At 76.1% G+C, this 24,904-nt stretch carries 19 protein-coding genes; 13 read left to right on the forward strand and 6 right to left on the reverse strand.

Annotated elements, in window-relative coordinates; all coding sequences use genetic code 11:
• Nucleotide 1 precedes the first annotated feature (1 nt).
• The 7 genes from ECOMGDLI_RS12780 (at nucleotide 2) to ECOMGDLI_RS12805 (ending at nucleotide 8,064) form a co-directional block, all read left to right on the forward strand.
• Complete coding sequence (locus ECOMGDLI_RS12780; RefSeq protein WP_088317215.1) at nucleotides 2-811, forward strand: nitrilase-related carbon-nitrogen hydrolase; 810 nt, start codon at nucleotides 2-4, stop codon at nucleotides 809-811.
• Nucleotides 808-2,349, forward strand: coding sequence for a glycoside hydrolase family 32 protein (locus ECOMGDLI_RS12785; protein ID WP_198954808.1), 1,542 nt, complete (start codon nucleotides 808-810; stop codon nucleotides 2,347-2,349). The genes ECOMGDLI_RS12780 and ECOMGDLI_RS12785 overlap by 4 nt, the downstream gene beginning before the upstream one ends.
• Nucleotides 2,350-2,415: 66 nt before the next feature.
• Nucleotides 2,416-3,069: a hypothetical protein gene (locus ECOMGDLI_RS12790; RefSeq protein WP_088317216.1), complete on the forward strand. Its 654-nt coding sequence runs from the start codon at nucleotides 2,416-2,418 to the stop codon at nucleotides 3,067-3,069.
• Nucleotides 3,070-3,121: 52 nt separating this feature from the next.
• Nucleotides 3,122-3,622 (forward strand): copper resistance CopC family protein (locus ECOMGDLI_RS35910; protein WP_233153436.1); only part of this gene is annotated, 501 nt, incomplete at its 3' end.
• Between the two features lie 129 nt (nucleotides 3,623-3,751).
• Nucleotides 3,752-5,857, forward strand: coding sequence for a cytochrome c oxidase assembly protein (locus ECOMGDLI_RS12795; RefSeq protein WP_233153437.1), 2,106 nt, complete (start codon nucleotides 3,752-3,754; stop codon nucleotides 5,855-5,857).
• A 210-nt stretch (nucleotides 5,858-6,067) separates the two neighbouring features.
• Nucleotides 6,068-6,661, forward strand: a complete 594-nt coding sequence (locus ECOMGDLI_RS12800; protein ID WP_198954809.1) for a SigE family RNA polymerase sigma factor — start codon at nucleotides 6,068-6,070, stop codon at nucleotides 6,659-6,661.
• Nucleotides 6,658-8,064 (forward strand): WD40 repeat domain-containing protein, encoded by a 1,407-nt coding sequence (locus ECOMGDLI_RS12805; RefSeq protein ID WP_088317218.1) that lies wholly within the window; start codon nucleotides 6,658-6,660, stop codon nucleotides 8,062-8,064. The genes ECOMGDLI_RS12800 and ECOMGDLI_RS12805 overlap by 4 nt, the downstream gene beginning before the upstream one ends.
• Before the next feature lie 108 nt (nucleotides 8,065-8,172).
• Here the strand turns inward: ECOMGDLI_RS12805 and ECOMGDLI_RS12810 are convergent, their stop codons facing one another.
• The gene (locus ECOMGDLI_RS12810) at nucleotides 8,173-8,577 is read right to left on the reverse strand and encodes a hypothetical protein (RefSeq protein ID WP_088317219.1); all 405 of its coding nucleotides are present in this window, start codon (nucleotides 8,575-8,577) and stop codon (nucleotides 8,173-8,175) included.
• Between the two features lie 203 nt (nucleotides 8,578-8,780).
• On the opposite strand from ECOMGDLI_RS12810, the gene ECOMGDLI_RS12815 reads away from it, so the two are divergent.
• The gene (locus tag ECOMGDLI_RS12815; RefSeq protein WP_088317220.1) at nucleotides 8,781-10,307 is read left to right on the forward strand and encodes an alpha/beta fold hydrolase; all 1,527 of its coding nucleotides are present in this window, start codon (nucleotides 8,781-8,783) and stop codon (nucleotides 10,305-10,307) included.
• Nucleotides 10,308-10,314: 7 nt separating this feature from the next.
• On the opposite strand, the gene ECOMGDLI_RS12820 is transcribed toward ECOMGDLI_RS12815, so the two are convergent.
• Nucleotides 10,315-11,061 carry a DUF2690 domain-containing protein gene (locus tag ECOMGDLI_RS12820; RefSeq protein WP_088317221.1) on the reverse strand — a complete coding sequence of 249 codons (747 nt, stop codon included), beginning with the start codon at nucleotides 11,059-11,061 and terminating at the stop codon, nucleotides 10,315-10,317.
• A 482-nt stretch (nucleotides 11,062-11,543) separates the two neighbouring features.
• On the opposite strand from ECOMGDLI_RS12820, the gene ECOMGDLI_RS12825 reads away from it, so the two are divergent.
• Nucleotides 11,544-15,461 carry a helix-turn-helix domain-containing protein gene (locus ECOMGDLI_RS12825; RefSeq protein WP_158220993.1) on the forward strand — a complete coding sequence of 1,306 codons (3,918 nt, stop codon included), beginning with the start codon at nucleotides 11,544-11,546 and terminating at the stop codon, nucleotides 15,459-15,461.
• Here ECOMGDLI_RS12825 and ECOMGDLI_RS12830 read toward each other — a convergent pair.
• Nucleotides 15,437-16,075, reverse strand: coding sequence for a hypothetical protein (locus ECOMGDLI_RS12830; protein ID WP_143447683.1), 639 nt, complete (start codon nucleotides 16,073-16,075; stop codon nucleotides 15,437-15,439). The genes ECOMGDLI_RS12825 and ECOMGDLI_RS12830 overlap by 25 nt on opposite strands.
• Before the next feature lie 150 nt (nucleotides 16,076-16,225).
• Between ECOMGDLI_RS12830 and ECOMGDLI_RS12835 the strand changes: the two genes are divergently transcribed.
• The 3 genes from ECOMGDLI_RS12835 to ECOMGDLI_RS12845 are packed head-to-tail and all read left to right on the forward strand — an operon-like array spanning nucleotide 16,226 to nucleotide 20,358.
• Nucleotides 16,226-16,939: a peroxiredoxin gene (locus tag ECOMGDLI_RS12835; RefSeq protein ID WP_198954810.1), complete on the forward strand. Its 714-nt coding sequence runs from the start codon at nucleotides 16,226-16,228 to the stop codon at nucleotides 16,937-16,939.
• 55 nt (nucleotides 16,940-16,994) lie between these two features.
• Nucleotides 16,995-17,354 (forward strand): antibiotic biosynthesis monooxygenase, encoded by a 360-nt coding sequence (locus ECOMGDLI_RS12840; protein WP_088317233.1) that lies wholly within the window; start codon nucleotides 16,995-16,997, stop codon nucleotides 17,352-17,354.
• 55 nt (nucleotides 17,355-17,409) lie between these two features.
• Nucleotides 17,410-20,358, forward strand: a complete 2,949-nt coding sequence (locus ECOMGDLI_RS12845; protein ID WP_143447684.1) for a hypothetical protein — start codon at nucleotides 17,410-17,412, stop codon at nucleotides 20,356-20,358.
• Here the strand turns inward: ECOMGDLI_RS12845 and ECOMGDLI_RS12850 are convergent.
• Nucleotides 20,297-20,902: a GNAT family N-acetyltransferase gene (locus ECOMGDLI_RS12850; RefSeq protein ID WP_088317225.1), complete on the reverse strand. Its 606-nt coding sequence runs from the start codon at nucleotides 20,900-20,902 to the stop codon at nucleotides 20,297-20,299. The two genes, ECOMGDLI_RS12845 and ECOMGDLI_RS12850, sit on opposite strands and share 62 nt — an antisense overlap.
• 72 nt (nucleotides 20,903-20,974) lie before the next feature.
• Here ECOMGDLI_RS12850 and ECOMGDLI_RS12855 point away from each other — a divergent pair, with 72 nt between their 5' ends.
• Nucleotides 20,975-21,484, forward strand: a complete 510-nt coding sequence (locus ECOMGDLI_RS12855) for a helix-turn-helix domain-containing protein (RefSeq protein WP_088317226.1) — start codon at nucleotides 20,975-20,977, stop codon at nucleotides 21,482-21,484.
• A gap of 6 nt (nucleotides 21,485-21,490) precedes the next feature.
• Here the strand turns inward: ECOMGDLI_RS12855 and ECOMGDLI_RS12860 are convergent, their stop codons facing one another.
• The gene (locus tag ECOMGDLI_RS12860) at nucleotides 21,491-22,426 is read right to left on the reverse strand and encodes an alpha/beta hydrolase (RefSeq protein ID WP_088317227.1); all 936 of its coding nucleotides are present in this window, start codon (nucleotides 22,424-22,426) and stop codon (nucleotides 21,491-21,493) included.
• Between the two features lie 106 nt (nucleotides 22,427-22,532).
• Nucleotides 22,533-24,904: AAA domain-containing protein (locus tag ECOMGDLI_RS12865; RefSeq protein WP_198954811.1), on the reverse strand; the 2,372-nt coding region annotated here is incomplete at its 5' end.

Raw genomic sequence — 24,904 nt, forward strand, 5'->3', positions numbered from 1 at the left:
GATGCGCGTCCACGTCGTCCAGGTCGCCTACGGCGACGACGAGCCCGTCGCCGCCCGGGTCGCCCGGGTCGCCGACCTCGTCCGCGCCCAGCGGGGCGCCGATCTCGTCCTGCTGCCCGAGCTGTGGGCCCCGACCGGGTTCTCCTACCGCAGGTGGGCCGACGCGAAGGAGACCGTCGACGGCCCGACGGTCGCCGCGATCGCCGCGGCGGCCAAGGAGATCGGTGCCGTCGTCCACGCGGGCAGCATCGTCGAGACGGTGCCGGACGACGCGGCGCCGGAGGCCCGCGGCGAGACCGGGCGCGGCCTGTGGAACACCTCGGTCGTCGTCGGCCCGGACGGTGACGTCGTCGCGACGTACCGCAAGATCCACCGCTTCGGCTTCGGCGAGGGCGAGCCGACCCTGCTCGAGGCGGGCGAGGACATCGTCACGTTCCCGCTCGCCGACGGCACCGTCGTCGGGCTCGCGACCTGCTACGACCTGCGGTTCCCCGAGATGTTCCGGCGGCTGCTCGACGCGGGGGCGCAGGTCGTCCTCGTGCCCGCCGCCTGGCCGCTGCCGAGGGTCGAGGCGTGGACGCTGCTGGGCCGGGCACGCGCGATCGAGAACCAGTTCGTCGTCGTCCAGTGCAACACCGGCGGCGAGCACGGCGGCTACCCGATGGGCGGCCACAGCCAGGTCGTCTCCGCGACCGGCGAGGTGCTCGCGCAGGCCGGGACCGGCGAGGAGGTCCTCGTCATCGACATCGACGTCGCCGACGTCGCCGCGTGGCGCGAGCGGTTCCCCGTGCTCGCAGACCGGCGGCTGTGACGACGGGTCCCTCGGGGGAGGATGACCAGCAGCACGACCAGAACGACCGGCACGACCAGCACGACCGGCCGGACCCGCGACGCCCGACGCCGTGGTGGCGGCCGCGGATCCACGCGACGCCGCGGCGGGCCTGGATGAACGACCCGAACGGGCTGATCCTCGACGGCGGGCGGTACCACCTGTTCTTCCAGCACCACCCGGACGGCGTCGTCTGGGGCCCGATGTCGTGGGGGCATGCGACGAGCCCGGACCTCGTGCACTGGGCCGAGGAGCCGGTGGCGATCCCGGCGACGCCGGCGGAGCACGTGTTCTCCGGCTGCGCCGTGCGGGACGGCGACCGGCTCGTTGCGGTCTACACGTCCGTCGACCCGACGACGCAGGTCCAGTCGCAGGCGCTCGCGACGTCGGCGGACGGCGGCACGACCTGGGAGCGGCACCCGAAGAACCCCGTGCTCGACATCGGCTCGACCCAGTGGCGGGACCCGAAGGTGTTCCGGCACAGCACGTCCGGCGGCCGGGACGACGTCTGGGTCATGGTCCTCGTCCTCGCGGCCGAGCGCGTCGTCGAGGTCTGGCGGTCCGAGGACCTCATCGACTGGGAGCGCACCGGCACCGTGGGTCCGTACGACGTGCCGTCGTCCGTCGCCCCGGGGGAGCCGTTCTACTGGGAGGTCCCGGACCTCGTCCGGCTGCCCGTCCTCGACGAGCCCGGGCGCTCGGAGTGGGTGCTGCTCCTCTCGGTCAACCCCGGCGGCCCGGCGGGCGGCTCCGGCCAGGCGTACGCCGTCGGCCGCTTCGACGGCCGGACGTTCACCCCGGACCCGTTGCCCGGCAACGCCTTCGGCCCGTTCTCGTGGGCCGACCACGGCCCCGACCTCTACGCCGCCTCGACGTTCAGCGGCCTGCCCGACGGCGACCCGCCGGTCTGGATCGGCTGGATGAGCAACTGGCTCTACGCCGACCGGACCCCGACGTCGCCCTGGCGCGGTGCCGCGACCCTCGCGAGATCCCTTGCGCTGCAGGAGGTCGACGGCCGGCTCGTGCTCGTTCAGCGTCCGGTGCTGCCGGCCGGGCAGGAGGTCGTGCCGTCGTCCCCGCTGCCGGACGTGCTGCCGGACGCCGCCCGCGTGCGGATCGAGGTCCGCGTCCCGCCCGGCGGCACGGCCGGGGTCGACGTCCTCGTCGCGCAGACCGGCACCGAGCGCACCCGGGTGCTCGTCGAGCACCCCGAGGACGGCGCCCCGTACCTCGTCGTCGACCGCACGCGCTCCGGCACGGCCGCCGTCCACCCCGGCTTCCCGGCCCGGATCACCGCCCCGCTGCCCGGCGTCCGCCCCGGCCCCGACGGCCTGCTGACGACGACCGTGGACGTCGTCGTCGACACCTCCTCGGTCGAGGTCTTCGCCGCCGGCGGCGCGACGTCCGTCACCGCGCTCGTCTTCCCGCCGCCCGGCTCGCGCGGCCTCGCCGCGGTGGCGTCCGGCGGGGGGACCGTCGAGGTCATGACCGTCCACGACCTCACCCCTCGCAGCCACTAGCGCGTACGACCCGATCGCTGGGTCAGACGCGCTGGTAACTGACGGCGTGGGAGGGAGGATCGGCACGTGAGCGACGAAGAGGTCCCGCCCGGCGGGCGGGTGGTCACCGAGGCCGACATCCCGTGGGCGGCCTGGACGCCCTGGGAGGTCGCGGAGCGGCTGCGCGGGGTGGACGTGCCGTGGGGTGTCGCGGGCGGGTGGGCGGTCGACCTGTTCCTCGGGGCGCGCGGGCCGGACGACGCGACGCGCGACCACGAGGACCTCGAGATCGTCGTCCCGGCGGGGTCGTTCGGGCCGGTCAGGGCGGCGCTGCCCGACCTGGCGTTCCACGTCGTCGGGGACGGCCGGGTCTGGCCCGAGGACGACGAGCGGGCGATGGCGCTGCTGCACCAGACGTGGGGCTGGGACGCCGCCGCGCAGGCCTACGTGCTCGACGTCTTCCGCGAGCCGCACGACGGCGGCACCTGGGTGTGCCGCCGGGACACGACGCTGCGCCGGCCGTACGCCGAGGTCCTCGACCGGACGGCGGACGGCGTGCCCTACGTCGTCCCCGAGGTCGTCCTGCTCTTCAAGGCCAAGGCGGCCCGGGAGAAGGACGAGGCCGATCTCGCGGCGACGCTGCCGCGACTGTCCGTGGCCCGCCGGGCCTGGCTCGCCGCGGCGCTCGACCGGGCGCACCCCGGCCACCCGTGGGCGGACCGGGTGCGACCGCGCGGGTGACCGCGCCCGCCCTGGGTCCCGGGTCCCGGGCGCGGCTGCCTACGCTGGTCCGGTGACCCCGGGGAGCTCCGTCAGCGCCGTCCGTCCGTCCGTCCGCATGTCGCTGCGCGCCGTCACGGCCGTCGCGCTCGCGCTGCTCGCCGTCTGCGCGACGGCGACGGCCGGCTCCGCGCACGCGCGGCTCACGGGCACCGACCCGGAGGACGGCGCCCGGATGAAGGCCACGCCGGACACCGTGACCCTCACCTTCAGCGACCCGCTGGACCGCGAGTTCGTCCGGGTGCGGCTCACCGGCCCCGGTGACGCCGTGCTGCCGGTCGCACCGCGGGTCGAGGCCGGCACCGTGACCTTCACCGTGCCGTCGAAGCTGCCCGGCACCTACTCGGTGGCCTTCCGGGTCGTCAGCAAGGACGGGCACCCGGTCTCCGGCACCCTGTCCTTCGTCGTCACCGGCGCCCCGCCCGTCTCCCCCTCGCTCGACGCCACCGCGACACCGACGGACACCGGCACCGCGACGACGTCCCCGGCCCCGACGCCGACCCCGACCGCCACGNGGGCGCGACCGGGGACGGCACCCCGACGGGCCTGCTCGCCGGCATCGGTGCCGTCGTCCTCGCGCTCGGTGCCGCAGCCTGGTTCGCCGTCGGCCGGCGCCGGTCCTGACCGGCGTACCGTGGCGGACGTGAGCACGACCCAGGTCCCGGACGACGCGACCCTGCCCGGCGAGCAGGCGCCGGACCCCGCGGAGGGCACCGGCACCCGGCCGGCAGGCGGTGCGGCGGCACTCTGGGCGCCCGCCCTCGTCGCCGCGGCCGGTCTCACCGCGGTCGCCGTCGTCGCGTGCCTCGCCGTCCTCGCCTGGGCCGACGACTCCGTCGAGCTCGCCTTCTTCGACCCCGGCCCGCTCGTCCGCCACGGCCTCCCCGTCGCGAAGGTCGTCGGTGACCTCGCCGCGGCCCTGACGATCGGCGCCCTCGTGCTCACGGCGACCGCTGTCCCGGCCCGGGCCGAGGCCGCGATCGCCGCCGCGCTGCGCGTGGCCTCGGTCGCCGCCGGCGTCTGGGCGCTCGCGACGGTGGTCGACGGGGTGTTCTCGTACGCCGACGTCTCCGGGCTCCCGATGTCCGACCCGACCTTCGGACCGCGGCTGTGGTCCACGTACCTGAGCACGAGCGACGAGGGCCGGGGCGCGCTCTGGACGGCAGGGGTCGCGCTCGCCGTCAACCTCGGTGCCCTGCTCGCCCGCCGGCTGCGCGGGGTCGGCCTGCTCACGCTGCTCGCGACGAGCGGGCTGGTCCCCGGCGCGCTCGCCGGGCACGCGGCGTCCGCCCAGGGCAGCCACGAGACCGCGGTGACCTCGCTCGGCCTGCACCTGCTCGGCGTCGTCGTCTGGGTCGGCGGGCTCGCCGCGCTCGTCCTGCTCCGCCGGTCGCTCGGCGGCGACCTCGCCCGGGTCGCCCGCCGGTACTCGACGCTCGCGCTGTGGGCCTACGTCGCGGTCGGGCTCTCCGGGGCCGTCAACGCGTGGATCCACCTCGGCGGCCTCGGGGCCCTCTCCAGCCGCTACGGCGTGGTCGTCCTGGCGAAGACCGGCGCGCTCGTCGTCCTCGGGTTCGCCGGCTGGCTGCACCGCAGCAGCACCCTGCGCGACCTCGACGCCGGCCGGGACGGGGCGTTCACCCGGCTCGCCGCGGTCGAGGGCGTCGTCATGGCGCTCGCCGTCGGCCTGGCCGTCGCGCTCTCCCGCTCGCCGTCGCCCGTGCCGGACACCGGGGCGACGTCGGCGCTGAGCCCCACCGAGGCCGTCACCGGCTACCCGATGCCGCCCGAGCTGACGCCGTCCCGCTGGCTCACCGTCTGGCAGCCGGACCTGTTCTGGGTCGTCGTCTGCGCGCTGCTCGCCGGGTCCTACCTCGTCGGCGTCGTCCGGCTGCACCGGCGCGGCGACCGCTGGACGCCGCTGCGCACGATCTCCTGGTTCGTCGGCATCGCGATCCTCGTCTGGGTCACGTGCGGTGCGCCGGCCGCCTACGGCCGGGTGCTCTTCAGCGCGCACATGATCGGCCACATGACCCTGAGCATGGCGGCGCCGCTGTTCCTCGTGCTCGGGGCGCCGGTCACCCTGCTGCTGCGCGCCGTCCACCCCCGCGCGGACGGCAGCCGCGGCCCGCGCGAGTGGGCGGTCGGCATCACCGAGTCGCGCTACGTGAAGGTGCTCACGCACCCCGTCGTCGTCTCGTTCCTCTTCGCCGGCAGCCTCGTCCTCTTCTACTTCTCGCCCCTGTTCCAGGTGGCGCTCACGACGCACGTCGGGCACGAGCTCATGCACGTGCACTTCCTCTTCGCGGGCTACCTCATGGCCTGGATGATGATCGGCGTCGATCCCGGCCCGCACCGCCCGACGCCTCCGCTGCGGCTCGTCATGCTCTTCATCACGATGGCCTTCCACGCGTTCTTCGGGATCGCGCTCATCCAGACGACGACCGTCCTCGCGGAGTCGTACTGGGCCTCGGTCGGCCGCACCTGGGGCGCCTCGCTCCTGGAGGACCAGCGCGCCGGCGGCGGCATCGCGTGGGGGATCGGCGAGATCCCGACGCTCGCGCTCGCGGTGATCCTCGCCGTCCAGTGGTCGATGTCCGACACCCGCGAGGCGCGCCGGCTGGACCGCGCCGCGGACCGCGACGGCGACGCCGAGCTCGACGCCTACAACGACATGCTCGCCCGGATGGCGGCCTCGGACGCCGCGGTCGACGACCGGGAGAAGGCCGCGCGCGAGCAGGGCGAGTGACCCAGGTCACACGACTGCCGACCCGTCCGGCTCAACGGCGGGCGGTCCCCGCGCCCTTGGACCAGGTGAAGGACGCGGACCGGCCCCGTGCGGCCCGCGTCCTCGGGACGGACCGTCGCCGGGAGGGGTCGCGACGGCACGGCCCGTCCGGTGGCGCGGCGTCCGTCGTGCTCCCGCACCGTGCAGGGCACCCGGAAGGAGCACCGCCTCGTGTCGGTCGTCCCCGCCGCCGACCTGGACCTCGTCCGGTCGGGAGCCACCGGGTGGGTCGACGTGCGTGACGACGCCGAGCGCGCCTTCGACGCCTTCGTCACCGCCCGGTACGGCGCCCTCGTCGTCCTCGCCCGCTACATCTCCCGCGACCCCGACCGCGCCGAGGACGTCGTCCAGGAGGTGCTCGGCCGGGTCTACGCCCGGTGGTCCCGGATCCGCGGGCTCGACGCGCCCGACGCCTACGTGCGCCGGATGGTCGTGCGGGAGTGCCTGTCCTGGCGGCGTCGCCGGTCGAGCACGGAGGTCCCGGCGGACCCGGGCGCGCTGCCGGTCGTCGGCGTGGACGACGGGACGGCGCGGCAGGCCGAGCGCGACGCGATGCTGCGGTACCTGTCGCGGCTGAGCACCCGGCAGCGGGCGGTGCTCGTGCTGCGGCACTACGAGGACCTGCCCGACGCCCAGATCGCCGAGGTCCTCGGCATCCGCGAGGTGACGGTCCGCAGCCACGCGATGGCCGGGCTCGACCGGCTGCGCGTCCTCGTGCTCGAGGACGCCGTCGGGGCAGCGGCGCGGACGGAGGGCCGGCGATGACCCCGCAGGAGTCCTGGTTCGAACGCCTCGACGGCGACCTGCCCGAGGACGCCGACCCGGTGGAGCACGGTCTGCGGACGGCGCTCCGGCACGGGCCGGTGCCGGTCGTCGACCCCGTCGCCGCCGTCCGCGCCGCCCGGGCGCGGGGGACCCGGATCGTCCGGCGCCGCCGCGGCCTCGCCGTCGTCGGGTCGGCCGCCGCGGTCGTCACGGTCGTCGGTCTCGGCGCCCTGGCGCTCGGCCCTTCGCGGGGCAGCACCACGACCGCTGACCGGCTGACGCTGCCCGCCGACGGCCCGGCCCCGGTCGGCACCCCGGTCGGCACCCCCGTCGGCACCCCTTCCGAAACCCCTGTCGGCACACCGGTCGACCCCGACGCCCCCGTCGGGTCGGCGACCGACGTGCCGGCCCCGGTCGCGCTCGCCGACTACGGCAGGTACGGCGACCTCGACGTCCTGGCGACCCACGAGCCGGACGGCTCCATGCCGCGGTCGGTGGCGCTCTCCGGCGACGGCTCGCTCCTCGCGGCGAGCGGTGACGACGGCCTCGTCCGGCTGTTCCGGGTCGACGCGACCGGCGCGACGGCGCGGATCGTCCCGGTCGGGCAGGTCGACGACCCGCGCCCGCCGGTGAACCCCGACGACCCCTCGTTCAGCTGGGCGACGGCCGTGTCGCTCGACCCTGCCGGCACGCTGCTCGCGGCGTCCTGGAACGACGGCGCCGTCATGCTCTGGGACGTCGCGGACCCGGCGCGCCCCCGGCGGCTGCAGACGGTCGGGCCGTTGACGTCGTACGTGCCCGACGTGCTCTTCGGCCCGGACGGCCGGTGGCTCGCGACCGCCGGGTACGACAACCGCGTCCGGCTCTGGGAGGTCACCGGCGACCGCCTCGTCGCCGGGCCGGTCCTCACGACCCGCAGCGACGCCATGGCCCTGGCCTGGAGCCCGGACGGCCGCCGGCTGGCCGGTGCCTCGTACGACGGGACGGTCGTCTGGGACACCACCGACCCGGCGTCGCCGCGCCGGGTGTCGACGGTGCCGACGAAGACCGCCGGCCAGCTCGACCTCGCGTTCTCCCCGGACGGCAGGACGCTCTACACGACCGGGGACACCGCGGGCGCCTACGACGTCACCCGGAGCCGGGCCCGCCGGACGGCGACGCTGCCGGCGCAGACCGCGTACCTCGCCGCCGACCCGGCCGACGGCACCGTCGTGACCGTGCAGCTCAAGGGGCAGGCGGCGCTCTGGACGCCGTCCCGCTCCGGGGCGCTGCGACGGACGGGCACCGGCCGGATCCCCGGCTGGGCGGAGTCCGGTGACCGCGGGCTCGCGTTCGACGCCACGGGCTCGAGGGCGGCGCTGCTCACCGGCGGCACCGGGATCCTGCTGCTCGACACCCGCTGACCCGCCGTTCGCCGGTGCAGCGCCCGGCGGCGCCGCGTGATAGCACAGGGTGGTGACGACCGAACCCGTGGCCACCGAGCCGCCGACGCCGTTCCACGCCCTCGACGCCTACCTCGCGCTGCCGCGGTTCGGCGGGCTCGCGCTGAGCCCGGACGGCGAGCGGCTCGTGACGTCGGTCGCGACGATCGACGCCGCGCGGACGACGTACGGCAGCGCGCTGTGGGAGCTCGACCCGCACGGCCGCCGGGAGCCGCGCCGGCTGACCCGCAGCGCCAAGGGCGAGTCGACGGCGGCGTTCCTGCCCGACGGCGGCCTGCTCTTCGTCTCGACCCGGCCGGACGTCGAGGCCGGCGGCGACGCGGACGACGCGAAGCCGGCGCTGTGGCTGCTCGAGGCCCGCGGCGGCGAGGCCCGGGTCGTCGCGACCCGGCCCGGCGGGGTCGGCGGGTTCGTCGTGGCCCGCGACCGCGGCACCGTCGTGCTGCGCTCGGCGACGATGCCGTCGTCCGTCACCGCCGAGGACGACGCCCGGCGGCGCAAGGAGCGCAAGGACCGCAAGGTGTCCGCGATCCTCCACGAGAGCTACCCGGTGCGGTACTGGGACCACGACCTCGGCCCGGACCAGGTGCGCCTGTTCGCCGGCCGGGTGCCCGCCGCGCCCGCCGCGGTCGTCGTCCCGCCGGCCAAGGACGCCGGACCGGCCGCGGCCGGCGTCCTTGGCCGGCGGGACGACGTCCGCGGCCGACACGGCCCCGGACGGCGCGGCCCCGGACGGCACGGCCCCGGACGGCGCCGGCGCCGCGCAGCCCGGGCGGATCGCCCTGCGCGACCTCACCCCGGCGCCGGGCCGCGCGCTCGACGAGGCCGCGTTCGACGTCAGCCCCGACGGCCGCACCGTGGCGACGACCTGGCAGGTGACCGAGCGCGGGGGCAACCGCTCGGCGCTCGCGCTCGTCGACGTCGCGACCGGGGCGCACCGGATCGTCCTCGACGACCCCGACCTCGAGTACGGCGGGCCGCGGTTCTCCCCGGACGGGCACCGGCTCGCGGTGACCGTGCACAGCCGGACGACGGCGACGACCCCGCCCGACCAGTGGGTCGGCGTCTACGACGTCGCGCTCGACGAGCTGATGCTGCTCGCGCAGGACTGGGACCGCTGGCCGGGGCGGGCCCGCTGGACGCCCGACGGCCGGGCCCTGCTCGTCGTCGCCGACTCCGACGGGACGGCGCCGGTGTTCCGGGTCGAGGTCGCCGACGGCACGGTGACCCGGCTGACCGGGGACCACGGCGCCTACTCCGACGTCCTCGTCTCGCCGGACGGTCGGTCGGTCTACGCGCTGCGCTCCGCGGTCGACGCGGCACCGGCCCCGGTCCGCCTCGACGCGGTCACGGCGGACCAGGACCCGACCTACCTGCCGGCCCCGGTCGCCCCGGCAGCCCTGCCCGGCCGGCTCGACGCCCTGACGGCGACCGCCGAGGACGGCACCGCCGTCCGGGCGTGGCTCTGCCTGCCGGAGGGGGCGTCGGCGGCGGCGGCACCGCTGCTGCTGTGGATCCACGGCGGCCCGCTCGGCTCCTGGAACGCCTGGTCGTGGCGCTGGAACCCGTGGCTCGCGGTCGCCCAGGGCTACGCCGTCCTGCTGCCGGACCCGGCGCTGTCGACCGGGTACGGGCAGCGGATGGTCGAGCGCGGCTGGGGCCGCTGGGGCGCCGAGCCCTACACCGACCTCATGACGGTCACCGATGCGGCGGAGGCCCGGCCGGACGTCGACGAGACCCGGACGGCGGCCATGGGCGGCTCGTTCGGCGGCTACATGGCGAACTGGGTCGCCGGGCACACCGACCGGTTCGCCGGCATCGTCACGCACGCGAGCCTGTGGGCGCTGGACCAGTTCGGCCCGACGACCGACGCCGCGTACTACTGGCGCCGGGAGATGACGGCCGAGATGGCGCTCGCGAACAGCCCGCACCGGTTCGTCGACGAGATCCGGACGCCGATGCTCGTCGTCCACGGCGACAAGGACTACCGGGTGCCGATCGGCGAGGGCCTGCGGCTGTGGGCCGAGCTCGCCGAGCGCGGCGCCGCGGACGGGACGATGCCGCACAAGTTCCTGTACTTCCCCGACGAGAACCACTGGATCCTCAGCCCGCAGCACGCGAAGGTCTGGTACACAACGGTTTTCGCGTTCCTCGACCACACCGTGCACGGCAAGGACTGGGAGACGCCGGAGATCCTGCGGTAGCCGCGCCTCACGACAGCGTGCGCGGCTCCGTCGCCCCGGCGGCGATCTCGGTGCCGTCCACGAGGACCCGCACGAACGCGTGGACCGGCCCGCGCCCGGTGAGCAGCAGGTCGCCGTAGTGCCAGTCGAACGCGTAGCCGAGCTCGTACTCCTGCCGGCGGCCGTCGCGCTCGCGGGCGACGCCGACGACGAGCCGGACCTCCCGTTCCCCGGCGAGGTGGTCCAGGTGCGGGAAGCCCTGGAAGCGGCCCCACGCCGCGTGCTTGCGGGGCGAGTAGCGCAGCTCGAGCTGGCCGACCATCGTGCGCGCGTCGTGCCGGGCCACCTTGCACGCGTGCACCGTGACGGCGTCCGCCGCGCAGCCGGCCTGCTCCGGGTCGGCGCCGTCCTCGACGGGCTGCACCGGCCACGGCGGGGCGGCGTCCGCCGGGTCGAACGTCACGGCGTCGAGCTCGGCGCGGACGGTGTGCCAGCGCCCGGACCAGACGAGGCGGTCGCCGCCGCAGGCGCCGACGAAGGCGAGCGTCACCTCGAGCGAGGGCAGCGCCTTGCCGCCGGCCGCCGCGGCGACCGCGGTGTGCGAGTAGTGCGCGCGACGGGCCAGCGCCCGCAGGCTCGGCACCCCGGAGGCCGCGAGCAGCGCGCGCAGGTCGGCGGCGAACGCGTGCAGGGCCGGGTGCGCGGCGCCGTCCGGAGAACCGCGGCGGTCCCCCACCCCGCGGACCCGGTCAGCCCCGTCGCCGCCTGCGGTCACCGCACCGTCCTCGCCCCGTGATCACCTCATCCCAGCAGCGTCCCGGCCGCGCGGCAAGCGGCATCGGTCCCTGCGCGGCACTTGTCCGGTGGTTGTCAACTGACACCGCTTCCCTGTCCACCGGCCCGGTGCGCGGGGCAGGCTGGCGTCGTCCGACGGGGATGCAGGCCGGGGCGCGGCGCCGGGTGGTGCCCGCCCCGGCCGCGGACGACGGCGACGGGGGTGGTCCCGGTGGGTTCGCACGGCTGAGACGTCGTCCGGCTGCGCATCCGCCATGTGAGACGAATCGGTCGATCATGCGAATGCATGTGCAGCAAGGACTTTCTTGAGCACGACGTGGCGCAGGGCACTGCCCACGAGCCGATCCCGTGGCTACTGTGCGGCCCGCCGAGTGCTTCCCTGCAGACGGGGCGGGGAGCGAACGGGGGGTGCACGACGCCATGCCGACCGACCCACCCGACGGGCACCCCGACCCACGGACCATGACGACCCCCGCCGAGTGGTCGGCGGGCCTGCAGCGGCTGCGCGAGGGCTCCGGGCTCTCGGTGCGCGACCTGGCCCGCGCGGTCGGGGCGAGCAGCAGCACCGTCGGCGGATACGTGTCCGGCCGGCACCTGCCGACGATCGCCGCGGGCGACCTCGTCGAGCGGATCCTCGTCGCGGTCGGGCTGCGCGGCCCGGAGGTCACCGCCTGGCTCGACGCCCTGCACCGGGTGCGCCGCGTCGCGGGCCAGCGCACCGGTGACAGCCCGGCGCCCTACAAGGGCCTGGCGGGCTACGACGTCGAGGACGCCCGCTGGTTCTGCGGCCGCGAGGAGCTGACCGACCGCCTCGTGTCCGTCGTCGACGGTGCCCCGGCCCGACCGGTCGTCGTCGTCGGCGCCTCGGGCTCGGGCAAGTCCTCGCTCATCCGGGCCGGCCTCGCGGCGCGGCTCGTCGACGACGGGTGGCGCCTCGTCGTCCGGACGCCGGGACCGGACCCCGTCGGGGCGGTCGCGGAGGTCACCGAGGCCGCCGGGGCCGCCGTCGCGGAGGGCGCGCGGGTGCTCGTCGTCGTCGACCAGCTCGAGGAGCTGTGGACGACGGGCGTCCCCGAGGACGAGTGGCGGACGGCGGCAGGTCGGCTCGCGGCGCTGGCGGCGTCCGCGCCGTCCGTCGCCGTCGTCGCCGGGCTGCGCGCCGACTTCTACGCCCAGGCCCTCGCCGCGGAACCGCTCGCCGAGGCGCTCCAGACCCACCAGCTCCTCATCCGCCCGATGACCCGCGCCGAGCTCGTCCGGGCGGTCACCGACCCCGCCGCCCTGGCCGGCGTCGCGCTCGAGGACGGGCTCGTCGACGTCCTGCTCCGCGACGTCGCCCCCGACGGCCGGGGCACCGACGGGCGGCGCACCGACGGCGCCGCGTACGAACCCGGGGCCCTGCCGCTGCTGTCCTTCGCGCTCCTGCAGACCTGGCAGCGGCGACGGGGCCGACTGACCGTCGCCGACTACCTCGCCGCCGGCGGGATCGGCGGCGCCGTCTCGGAGGCCGCAGAACGGGTCTACGCCGGCCTCGGCACCCACGAGAAGGAGCTCGCCCGGCGGCTGTTCACCCGGCTCGTCGCGGTCGGCGAGGAGACCGCCGACGCGCGCCGGCGGGTCAGCCACGACGACATCGACGCCCTCGACGCGGCCGACGACCCGGGCGCGGGCGCTGGCATCGGGGACGTCGTCGAGGCGTTCGTGTCGGCGCGGCTGCTCACGGCGGGCGGCACGCACGTCGAGATCACGCACGAGGCGCTCATCGTCGCGTGGCCCCGGCTGCGCGCCTGGCTCGACGAGGACCGCGCCGGGCTCCTCCTGCAGCGCGGGCTCTCGGACGACGCGACCGCGTGGGACCGCTCCGGCCGCGAGCCCGGGCGGCTGCTCCACGGCCCCCGGCTCGAGGCGTTGCGCGAGTGGGCGCAGGGATCGGCGCACGCGGGCGTCCTCACGTCGGTCGAGCGCGACTTCCTCCGGGCGTCCGCGACCCGGGCCGCCGAGGAGCGCGCGCGCGAGCGCCGCCGCACCCGGGTGCTCCAGCTCCTCGCGACCGGCCTCGCCGCCGCGCTCCTCGCCGTCCTCGCCCTCGCCGGCTACACGTTCACCCTGCGGGCGGACGCCGAGAGCGACCGTGACCTCGCGCTCTCCCGCCAGCTCGCCGAGGCGGCGAACCGGATCCGGACGACGGACCCGGTCGTCTCGGCCCAGCTCGCCCTGCTCGCCCACCGCACGGCGCCCACGGTCGAGGCCCGCTCGGCCCTGCTCGACGCGACGGCGGTGCCGCTGTCCCGGCGTCTCGACGGCCCGGGCGGGATCGCGTCCGTCGCCGTGAGCGGGGACGGCCGGCTCATGGCCGCGATCGGCGCGGGCGGCGGTCTGCGGCTGTGGAGCGAGCCCCGCGGCGAGGCCTCGGCGGGGCCTCCGCGTCGGGTCGCCACGGTCGACGACGCCTACGCGGACGCGGCGCATCCCGACCTCTACGCCGTGGCGGTCAACGCGGACGGCAGCCGGGTCGCGACCGGCGGTCTCGGCGGCGCCGTCCGGCTCTGGGACACGAGCGACCCGTCACGACCGCGCCCGGTCGCGCGCCTCGACACCCGGGGCCTCACCGTCCTCGGGCTGGCCTTCTCCGCGCGAGGCGTGCTGGCCGCCGCGCTGACGTCACCCGTCCGCTCCGAGGGCGGGCGGGTCGGCCTGTGGATCGTCAGCGGCACCGCAGCGACGGCCCTGACGGAGCCGGTCGACGTGGGAGAACCGGTGCAGTCCGTCGCGTTCGACGCGACCGGCGAGGTGCTGGCGGCCGGGACGGACGCCGGGCCGGGTGCGGGTCGGGTCCACCGCTTCGACCTGCGCGACGGAGTCCGGCCGGTCCCGCCGGCGCTCACCGGGCCGACCGCGGTCGTCACGTCGCTGGCCTTCGCACCGGACGGCCGCACCCTCGTCGCCGGGGCGAAGGACCTCCTCGCCCACGTCTGGACGCTGGCGGCCCCCGCGGGCGCCGTCGTCCCCGCACCGGGCGCCGCCCCCGACGCCGGCGGGGCCCGCACGCTGTCCGGGGCGCAGTCCTACGTGAACGCCGTCGCGTTCAGCCCGGACGGCACGACGCTCGTCGCGGGCAGCGCCGACAGCCGCACCCGGGTCTACGACACCGCGACCTACGGGCTCGTCGCGGACGTCGGCAACCCCGGCCCGCTCACCGCGGCGGTCTACCTGCCGGGCGGCTCGGGGTTCGCCACCGCGGGCGCGGACGGCGCCGTCCGGCTCTGGCCGGCGCCGCTGCCGATGGGCGGCATCGAGGGCGGCCGGACGTTCGCGCTCGCGTACGTCGGCTCGGACCGGGTGCTCGCGATGACCTCGCTCGACAGCGCGCGCCTGCTCGACGTCTCGCTGCCGTTCCGCACCCGGCCGCTGACGCCGAACTTCCGGGCGCCGACGCCGGTCGACGGCGGCGAGAAGTTCGCCGGCACCCTCGCGGTGTCCCGGGACGGCCGCCGGTTCGCGGCCGGCGGCCGGAACGGGACGACCTGGCTCTACGACCTCGGCGCGGCGGCGGCCGGTGACGTCCCCGTTCCGGTGGGGGAGCCGCTGACCCGGCAGAGCGACCTCGTCCAGTCGGCCGCGCTGACCCCGGACGGCCGGCGGCTGGTCACCGGCTCCGACGACGCGAGCCTGGTGCTCACCGACGTTACCGACCCGGCGGCGCCGAAACCGTTGGGGGACAAGGTCGAACCGGGCGGTGTCGTGTACGCGCTCGCCGCCTCGCCGGACGGCAGGTTCTTCGCCTCGGGCACCGGCACCGGGGGCGGCGTCGACATCTGGCGGGCCGACGGCCCGACGCTGACGAAGGTGGCGAGCGCGCCCCGCGACGGCGGACCGGCCCTGCAGGTCTACGGGCTCTCCTTCACCCCCGACGGCAGCATCCTCGCGGTGGGGTCGGCCGACCGCACCGTGCGCTTCCTCGACCTCGGCACGCCGCAGGCCCCGCGCTGGACCGGCCGCCCGATCACCGGCCCCGGCGACTACGTCTTCGGGGTCTCCTTCGACGCCGCGGGCCGGCGTCTCGCGACGGCGAGCGGGGACGGCGTCCTGCGGGTGTACGACACGAGCGACCCTGCCGAGCCCGTGCAGGTGGCCGCGCTCGGTGCCGCCGGGCGGGTGCCGCTCTACTCGGTGGCGCTGCGCCCGGACGGCGACCAGGTCTCCGCCGCTGGCGGGCCGGAGGCCGTGTACACGTGGACGCTCGACGTGGACGCCGCGGCCGCCCGGGTGTGCGCGCTCGCGGGCGACCCGATCGGCGCCGAGGAGTGGCGTCGCTACGTGCCGAGCGTGCCGTACACGACGCCGTGCGGGTCCGGTCAGCCCGTCGGGGCGAAGGGGTAGGCGACGACGGGAGCGCCGCTGCCGACCTCCGAGCCGTCGAAGAGCACCGTCGGTGGCGGGGTGAGGTCGCCGGGCGCCGGCAGCCGGTCGACGTCGACGGCGAGCACGGTCCGGTAGGGCCGGTGGTCCGCCGTGCAGGTCGCCGCCGGGTCGATCGACCCCTGCGTCACCTCGAGGGTGCCGCCGGGCCGGACGGCGACCCCGGTGACCCAGGACGGGCAGGTCCCCGACTCCCCGGTGGAGACGACGACGATCCGTTGCCGCGCGAGGTCGACGTCCTCGAGGCGCCCGTAGAGACCCGGTCCGGCGGACGGCCCCGTGCGGACCGGACCGGTCGGGGCGTTCTCCGCCCAGGCCCGCCGCGCGCTCGCGGCGTCGTAGGCGATCTCGACGACCGCGTAGTGCGAGGTCGCGTCGGCGTCCGTCGCGAGGGCGGGCCGCCAGCCGTCCGCCTTGCCGAGGACGACGGTCCCCGCTGCGGCCGCGACGCTCTTCGTCGGGGCGGGCACGTCGGCGCGTGAGCCGCCCGTGCAGCCGGCGACGAGAACGGCCGCGACGACGGGCACGAGGACGGGCACGAGGACGGGCACGAGGACGGGCAGTGGGCGCAGCATGCCGACCATGCTCCACCCGCGGGGCCGCGGGCCCTCGGGCCCGGGCCCGGACGGATGCGGGATGTTAGGCTGACCGCGTACCCCGGGGGGTATATGGAACCGCCGGTCCGACGTGCTCTCCGGCCATCGCTGCTGGACGAGAGGACGACCATGGACACCACTGAGGTCCCGGTGACGATGCCGAGGATCGGCGACCCGGCACCCGCCTTCACGGCGCGGACCACGCAGGGCGACATCAGCTTCCCCGGCGACTACGCGGGTGAGTGGGTCGTCCTCTTCTCGCACCCCGCGGACTTCACACCCGTCTGCACGAGCGAGTTCATGACCTTCGCGTCGATGGAGGGCGACTTCCGCCGGTACAACACCCGGCTCGTCGGGCTGTCGGTCGACGGGCTCTACAGCCACATCGCGTGGCTGCGCACCATCCAGGAGAAGATGGTCTACCGCGACCTGAAGAACGTCGAGGTGACGTTCCCGCTCATCGACGACGTGTCCATGGACGTCGCCCGCAGGTACGGGATGATCATGCCGGGCGAGGCGACGACCCAGGCGGTCCGCGCGGTGTTCGTCATCGACCCGGCCGGTGTCGTCCGGGCGATCGTCTACTACCCGCTCTCCCTGGGGCGCAACGTCGCCGAGCTCCTCCGCATGGTCGTGGCGCTGCAGACCGCTGACGAGTTCGGGGTCGCCACGCCGGCGGACTGGCTCCCGGGCGAGCCCGTCATCGTGCCGCCGCCGGGTTCGTGCGGCACCGCGAAGGAGCGCATGGACGGCGAGGTCGAGGGCGTCGAGTGCGTCGACTGGTTCTTCTGCACCAAGGACCTCCCGGAGACGCTCATCGAGGAGAGGCTCACGCGCTCCTGACCGCTCGACGGAACCCGGGTGCGGCGGTGCCCCCGGGCGCGGGATGCTCGCCGGCATGACCGACGAGACCTTCGCCCGGCTCCCGGAACCGCCGTACTGGGCGGTCGTCTTCTCCTCGCGGCGCCGGACCGGCCCGGACGACGGCTATGCCGCCGCCGCCCGGCGGATGGTCGACCTCGCCGCGACGTACGACGGCTTCCTCGGGATCGAGAGCGCCCGGGACGGCGACGGGTTCGGGATCACCGTGTCGTACTGGTCCTCGCCGGAGGCGGTCCTGGCCTGGAAGCACGACGCCGAGCACACCGCGACCCGCGAGCAGGGTCGCGCCGCCTGGTACGACCACTACGAGCTGCGCGTCGCCCGGGTCGAGCGGGCCTACGGCTGGGACGCCGCACCGCCCGGAGGGGATGGCTGAGACCGGTTCTGCCGAACGCTGCCGCCGCTGCGCACCGTCTGCGATGCTCGACGGCATGATCGGCAACGGGGTCGAGGCCGGCGTCCGTCGACGCACCGCACTGCTCGCCGTGGTCGCCCTGGCCGCGACGACGGTCACCGCCGTCGGCGTGGTCGGTGCCGGGAGCGGCCGGGCCGACGCCGCGGTGCCGACGAGCGTGGCGGTGCCCCGGCACGTCTCGACCGCGATGAGCCTGTCCCTCGTGGCGGCGTCCCCCTCCGCGGCCGTCGTCCGGCAGACGGCCGGGTACGAGGCGGACGGCGCGTTCCTGCGGGGGACGTCTGGCCTCATGACCCGGTTCAGCGCCCCGCGGACCGTCCCTGCGTACTCGTGGGTGATGGTGGGCTCGTCGATGCGCGGCGGCTACACGGTCTACGTGCCGGCCACCGACTCCGTCCGCGGGCACCGCGTCGTCCACGACCCGGTCACCGGGGTCACCCAGGACACCGACCTCGGCAGCGGGCGCTGGGTCGGCGAGAGCGCGGCCGGGTGGCTGGAGCTCACCGGCAGCGGGGTGCTCCGGCTGCACACCGGCTCGTCGACGACCACCCTGCTCACCGGGGTCGCCCAGGTCCCCGTCGATCACGCCCCCATGGCGGGCACGCACGCCGCCGTCCGGTTGACCCGCACCGACGACACGAGCGGCACCTACCTGTTCGACCTCACGACGAGGACCTACGAGGTCCTCACGACGGACTACGAGTCCATCGCCCTCGACGACACGACGGTCGCGTGGGTCTCCTCCGACCAGTACTCGGTGTCGCGCCGGGCCCTCGCCGGCGGCCCGGTGACGACGATCAGGCCGCCGCACCGGGCGTGGCAGGTGACCGTCTTCGACGGCGGCGTCGCGTACCTGGTCTACGGCGGGAACGCGCTGGCGAACCGGGCCGTCGTGTGGCGCACCGGGACCCGCACCCCGATCGTGACGACGATCTCGTCCGGGGGAGTCATCGGCATCGGCACGAAGGTGCGGGCCGCGACCGGCGGCACCGCCGCGACGGCCGGCCTGTACGACATCAGCGCGAACGGCACCGCGACCCGGGTGGCCACGGTGCCCGCCGCCCGGGCGGAGGTCCGCGACGTCGACCTCGCCGCGGGGCGTGTCTACACGACGGACTCGACGGTCAAGAAGGCGGCGTTCGAGAAGGTCTGGTGGCGCAGCGTCACCCGGTCACCGGCCCTGGCCCTCGGGGCCGAGACCCTCGTGCCGGCCGGTCCGCGGTTCGACCGGCCGGCCGCCTTCTCGGCCGGCCGCGGGGTGATGGAGGTCGCGCAGACCCAAGGCACCCCGCAGCTGCGGTTCGTCGACCGCGGCGCGCTCGGGCCCCTGGTGAACGGTGTCCCGTTCGCGACCACGCTGGACCTGTCCGGCCCCTACGCGAGCGTCGGGACCTACACGGGCCTCGGGACCGGCACGGTCGTCCGGGCCGACGGCCGGATCCTCGCCCGGGCGGCGGTGCCGACGCAGTCGTCGGTGTTCGGCCCGCTCGTGCTCTCCTCCGACAACACGGGCAAGGTCACCCTGCTCGACGTCGAGGCCCCGCGGTCGGTGACGAACCCGCGGGTGCTGCGCGCGTCCCGGTGCGTCCCGGACCCCGGGGACACCGGCTGCGTCGCCCGGGTCGCCCTCGGCGGCGACACCGCCGCGTGGTCCGAGAACGACGGATCGTCGATGACGGTGCTCGACCTGCGGACCGGCGTGACCCGGTCGCTGGAGGGCAAGGGCCAGTTCGTCACCGCTGACGTCGGCGTCCTCGCCTGGGTGATCCACTCCGACCCGGGGTCGACGATCAGGGTGCTCGACACGACGTCCGCTTCGGCGGCCCCGGTCGACCTCGTGACGACGACGTCCGAGGTGCTCGACATCGCCCTCGACGACGGGCTCCTGGCCTGGCGGGACGAGGCCGGGAACGCGCGGGTCAGCACGCTCCCGTTCGACCACGCGCGCCGGCCGCGGCTGCTCGGTGTCGTCGGGACGGCGCTGTCGCCGGACGGCGACGGCCGCGGCGACACCTGGGCCCCGAAGATCGACGTCACCAAGCCGCTGGGGCCGGTGACCCTGACGATCCGCAAGGGCACGACCGTCGTCCGCAGCCTCACCGGGACCGCCCCGGACGGCAGCATCCGGAACATCGTCTGGGACGGCCGCGACACCGCGGGCGCCCTCGTCGCCGACGGCCCGTACACGTGGACGCTCACGGGCGACGCGGCAGACGGTGACGGCGGGGTGCGCGCGCTGGACGGCGTCCACGCCGCGACCGGCGTCGTCGCGGTCGACCGCACGCCCACGACGACGACGGTGACGCCGACCGTCACCTCCGCCCTCGCCGGCACCGCGGCCCGGCTGAAGGTGCGCTGGGCCGCCGCCTCGGACGTCGCACCCAACCCCGCGGCCCGGTACGACGTCCGGGTCCGCAAGGTCACGATGTCGTCGACCGGCAGGGTGGTGCGCGGACCGGCACGGCTCTGGCGGACGACGACCGCACGCAGCGGCACCTTCGGGACGTCGCTCACCGCGGGTGCGGTCTACCAGTTCTCCGCCCGCACGACGGACGCCGCGGGCAACGTCGGCCCGTGGTCGACGTGGCGCGGCGCGAGCGTCTCCTACGACGACCGCTCGCTCGAGGTCACCCGCGGGTCGTGGACGCGGTCCGCCTCGAAGGCGGCGTACAAGGGCACCGTCACCACGTCGGTCACGGCCGGCTCCAGGCTCACCCGGACCGCGACCTGGGGCTCCCGGATCACCGTCGTCGGCACCCGGTGCGCGACCTGCGGCCGGATGAAGGTCTACGTGGACGGCGTCCTGCAGGCGACCGTGGACACGCAGGCGGCGACCACGACGGCCCGCCAGACCCTGTTCTCGCAGTCCTTCCCGAGGGGCCGGCACCGCGTGAGCATCGTCGTCAACGGGACGCCCGGCCGTCCGTCCGTGCGGATCGACGCGGTGGGGTACCACCTGCCCTGACGGCGGCGTCCTCCGCCGGGGCGGAGACGGCGGGGGAGACGGGGGAGACGGCGGCCGAGAAGAGGTCCGCGAGCCGCACGTCGATGCTGACGAGCCCGTCGGCGAGCGCGTGCCGTGCGGTCGGCAGTCGTCGCCGCAGCGTCGCGAGCAGCCCCCGGTTCATCGGGTGGACGTCCAGGTGGAGCGTCACGGCGCCGACGTCGCGGGCGTGACCCAGCGACGTCCCGACGAGGCGCCGCCCCACGCCCATCCGCTGCCACCCGTCGACGACGACCACTCCGACGTCCACGGCGCCCGCGTCGTCCACGCTCCAGCAGGCGTGCCCGACGGCCGTGCCGCCCGGCAGCACCGCGAGGAGCGCACCCCGCTGCGGCCCGGTCGCGAGCAGCGCCCGGACGAGGCCCGGCTTCGGCTCGCCGAACCCCACGAGGAACCGCATGAACGCCGAGGTCGGGGTGAGCAACCGCAGCATCGCGTCGAGTCCCGGTGCGTCGTCAGGGCCGGCGGTGCGGACGACGATGTCGTCCCCCTGGGTACGTCTCATGAACCCAGCCTCGTCGGAGCATCTGAGTCTGTCAAGTGAACTCAGACGGGCTCCGGGGGTTACGCTGGTCCCATGACCGGGGACGACGTGCGCGCCGAGGCGGCCAAGCCGCCGGCGCTCGACTGGTCGGCGGAGAACTGCACGATCCAGCGCGCGGTCGAGGAGATCGGCGACAAGTGGTCGCTCATCGTCATCCGCGAGATCTTCCAGGGCGTCCGCCGCTTCGACGACCTCACGGTGCGGACGGCGATCCCGCGGCAGGTGCTCACGTCCCGGCTGCGCGGGCTGGTCGACACGGGCATCCTGCGCCGGGTGCCGTACCGGGAGCCCGGTCAGCGGGCCCGCTCGGAGTACCGCCTCACGCAGAAGGGTCTCGACCTCTACCCGGTGCTCATCGCCTTCCAGGCGTGGGGGAACCGCTACCTCGTCGACCCGGACGGCCCGCCCATCGAGTTCGAGCACCGCGGCTGCGGGGAGCCCGTCGAGCTCGTCGTCCGCTGCGCCGGCGGCCACGAGGTCACGCAGATGCGGGACGTCGCGGGCCGGCTGGGGCCGGGTGCGCGGCGGCGCAGCGCCTCCTGACCGACCTCAGGCCGCGGCGAGCAGCCGCCGGAGGTCGTCGGCGACGCGGTCGCCGGCCGCTGCGCAGGCCGGGGACGCGAGGTCCCACAGCAGGAAGTTGTGCACCATCCCGGCCTCGCGGCGCAGGGTCACCGGCGTCCCGGCCTCCTCGAGCCGGCGGGCGTAGGCCTCCCCCTGGTCGCGGAGCGGGTCGTGCTCGCAGGTGACGACGACAGCGGCCGGCAGACCCGTGAGGTCGGGCTCGGCGAGCGGACTGACCCGCGGGTCGGAGCGCAGCGCGCGGTCCGGCACGTACTGGTCGTAGAACCACTCGATGCCCTCGCGCTCGAGGCCGAAGCCGTGGCCCTCGCTGTCCATCGAGCCGCCGGACGCCGTGAGGTCGGTGTTCGCGTAGACGAGCACCTGGGCGTCCGGCAGTGCCTCCGGGTGCTCGCCGCGCAGGCGCAGGCAGGCGAGGGTCGCGAGCGTGCCGCCGGCGCTGTCACCCGCGACGGCGAGCCGGGAGGGGACGGCGCCGAGCACCTCCGGGCCCGACCGGACCCAGCGGACGGCGGCGACCGCGTCGTCCACCGCCGCCGGCCACGGGTGCTCCGGCGCGAGCCGGTACTCCACCGCGAGGACCGCGAGCCCCGACCGTGCTGCGAGCCGGCGGCAGGCCCGGTCGTGCGTCTCGAGGTCGCCGACCACCCAGCCGCCGCCGTGGAACCACACGACGAGCCCGGGCTCGGAGCCCGTCGGACGGTAGAGGCGGGCGGCCGGGCCGCCCGGGACGGCGAGGTCGTGGACGCCGGCCGTCCGCGGGCCGGGCGGCCGGGCCAGGGCCCGTTCGTGCGCGCCGGCGCGCAGTGCTCTCGCGCCGACGGACGTCGCGGGCGGGGCGGGCGCCGCGTTGAAGGCGTCGAGGAACGCCTCGAGCTCTGCGTCGGCCAGGCGGACGTCCATGCGTCGACAGTACGACGGCCGTCCGACACCGCCCGACGGCGGAGCTCCGGCCGGCCCGTCGACTGACCGGTCGCGCCGTTGTCACCGGTGAACTGTTTGCGACCGGTTAGTCGGCGCCGGCCCCGACCCGCTCCGCGAGCGTGCGGACGACCGTGGCCGGGTCCTCGAACCAGTCCTTCGTCAGCACGTGGACGACGTCCCAGCCCGCCGCGCGCAGGACCGCAGGATGGCTGAGCACGCGCTCGTCGACCGCCTCGGCCGCCGTCCGCGCCGGGGTGTCGACGAGCACGGCGACCCGGTGCTCGGCGTCGCCCGGGCGCCGCAGCGCGAGGTCCGCGCGGAAGCGGGACTGCCCGACGTCGCGGGTCACCGCGACCCCGCCCGCGGCCCCCGCGTCGTCCCCGGCCGAGACCGCCTGCGCGTAGGCGAGGAACCGGCGCAGGGTGCTCGCGCCGTCGTTGTACGTGTTCGTCACCGCCTCGGGCCCGATCGTCGAGACGATCCCCATGTGCCGGCGGGCCCGGCTGAAGATGACGTTGAGCCGCTTCTCGCCGCCGCGGGTGTTGATCGGGCCGAAGTTCATGGCCATCCGGCCGTCCGGGCCGGGGGCGTAGCAGACGCTCATGAGGATGACGTCCCGCTCGTCGCCCTGGACGTTCTCGAGGTTCTTCACGAAGAGGCCGACGAACTGGTCGTCGTCCTCGCGGGCGATCTCGGCCTCGTAGGCGCGGGCGAACTCCGGGTCCGCCTCGGCGAGCCGGTCGACGGCCTTCTCGATCATCGTCTGCTGCGCCTCGCTGAAGGCGACGACCCCGATCGTCAGCCCGGTGCGGCGGGCGAGCAGGGCCCGGACGAGCGCCGCGATGTACGCCGCCTCCCCGGGGTTGGTCCGTCGCCGGTAGACCGCGCCGACCGCCCGGTGCGTGCTGATGCTGCGGGAGAGCAGCGCGTCGAGGCCGGCCTCGACCTCGGCCGGGTCGACGGCGGCCGGGTCGCCGCCGGCGTCGTCCGCGGCGGCGAGGTGCGCGACGACCTCCGGGCGGGCGCCCGGGACGACGGTGCGGTCCGGCACGGTCGACAGCCGGGACGCGTAGAAGGCCGCGTTGCTGAACCCGATGAGCGCCTCGAACCGGCTCCGGTAGTGCCACGTGAGCATCGTCGAGGGCAGCCGGACGGCGCTCTGCGCGAGGAAGCTGTCGCCGTCGAGGACGACGCCCACCCGGTCGTCGTCCGGGTCCTCGGCGCCCTCGGGAGCCTCTGCGGGCACGTCGTCGCCGGGCCGGGTCGAGAAGTACTGGGTCGGCGGCAGCTGCATCTGGTCGCCGACGACGACCACCTGCTCGGCGCGGTGCATCGCGGGCACCGCCTCCTCGACCGGGATCTGGCTGGCCTCGTCGTAGACGACGACGTCGAAGAGGGACGGGTCCAGCGGCAGGGTGTCCGACACCGAGGTCGGGCTCATGAGCCAGACCGGTCGCAGCGCCGCGACGACCGCTCCGGGGTCGCCCGAGGCGAGGTCGCGGATCGAGCGGTACCGCATGACCTTGCCGAACTCGTGCTCGAGCTCGCGCCGGCCGGCCGTCCACGCCTGCTTCGCGGCCCGCTCGGTCGGCGTCATCCCGGTCACCGACCGCGTGGCGTGCGCGACGCCGGCGAGGAACCGCGCCCGGACCCGGGCCACGACCACCTCGGCGTCGCTCGCGAAGAGCCGGGGCAGCAGCTCCTGCACCCGGCCCACCGCCTCGGCGAGGTCCCGGCCGTCGAACCCGCCGACGGCGGGCACCTGCGCGCGGACGTCGTCGAGGGCCGCGGCGGCGACCGCGTGCTCGACGGCCGCCGGCGGCACGGGCAGCCGGCGCAGCGCGGAGGCCACCGACGGGTGCTCCTCGAGCGCCCGCAGCGCCGGGGCGAGCGCGCGGAGCCCGGCCGCCCCGGCCGGGCCGGCGAGGCCGTCGAGCAGGTCGGCCAGCGCACCGAGCGGCAGGTCGTCGACGTCGACGAGCAGCCCGTCGAGCTGCTCGGCGAGCACCGAGAGCCGGCTGCCGGCCTCGGCGAGGCCGCGGGCGAGCCGGTCGTCCTCGCTGCGGGCCAGCGCGTCGTGGACGGCGAGCACCGCCCGGTCGTCGGTGCGCCGGGCGGCGCCGAGCCGGTCGAGCAGGGCGACCGGGTCGGGGTACCCCCAGCCGCTGCGCGCCGCGGCGGCCAGCCGGTCCGCCTCGGCGGCCGCGGACTGCGCCTCGACGAGCAGGGCGAGAGCCTGGGTCACCGTCACCGGCACGGCCCGCCGACCGCCGTCGAAGCGGCTGCGGACCGTGCCCTTCACCTGTCGCCAGGCGCCGCTGAAGACCTTGAGGAACGAGCCCTCCTTGGCCCGCGCGATCTCGAGCGCGGCACGGGCGTCGTCCGGGTCGAGCGGCTCGCGCCACCCGGCGGCCGCCTGCTCCGCGGTGTGCGCGGCCGCCCGGGCGGCCGCGCACA

The organism is Kineosporia sp. R_H_3 (assembly GCF_002198675.1).
In the GTDB taxonomy this organism is placed as follows: Bacteria; Actinomycetota; Actinomycetes; order Actinomycetales; family Kineosporiaceae; genus R-H-3.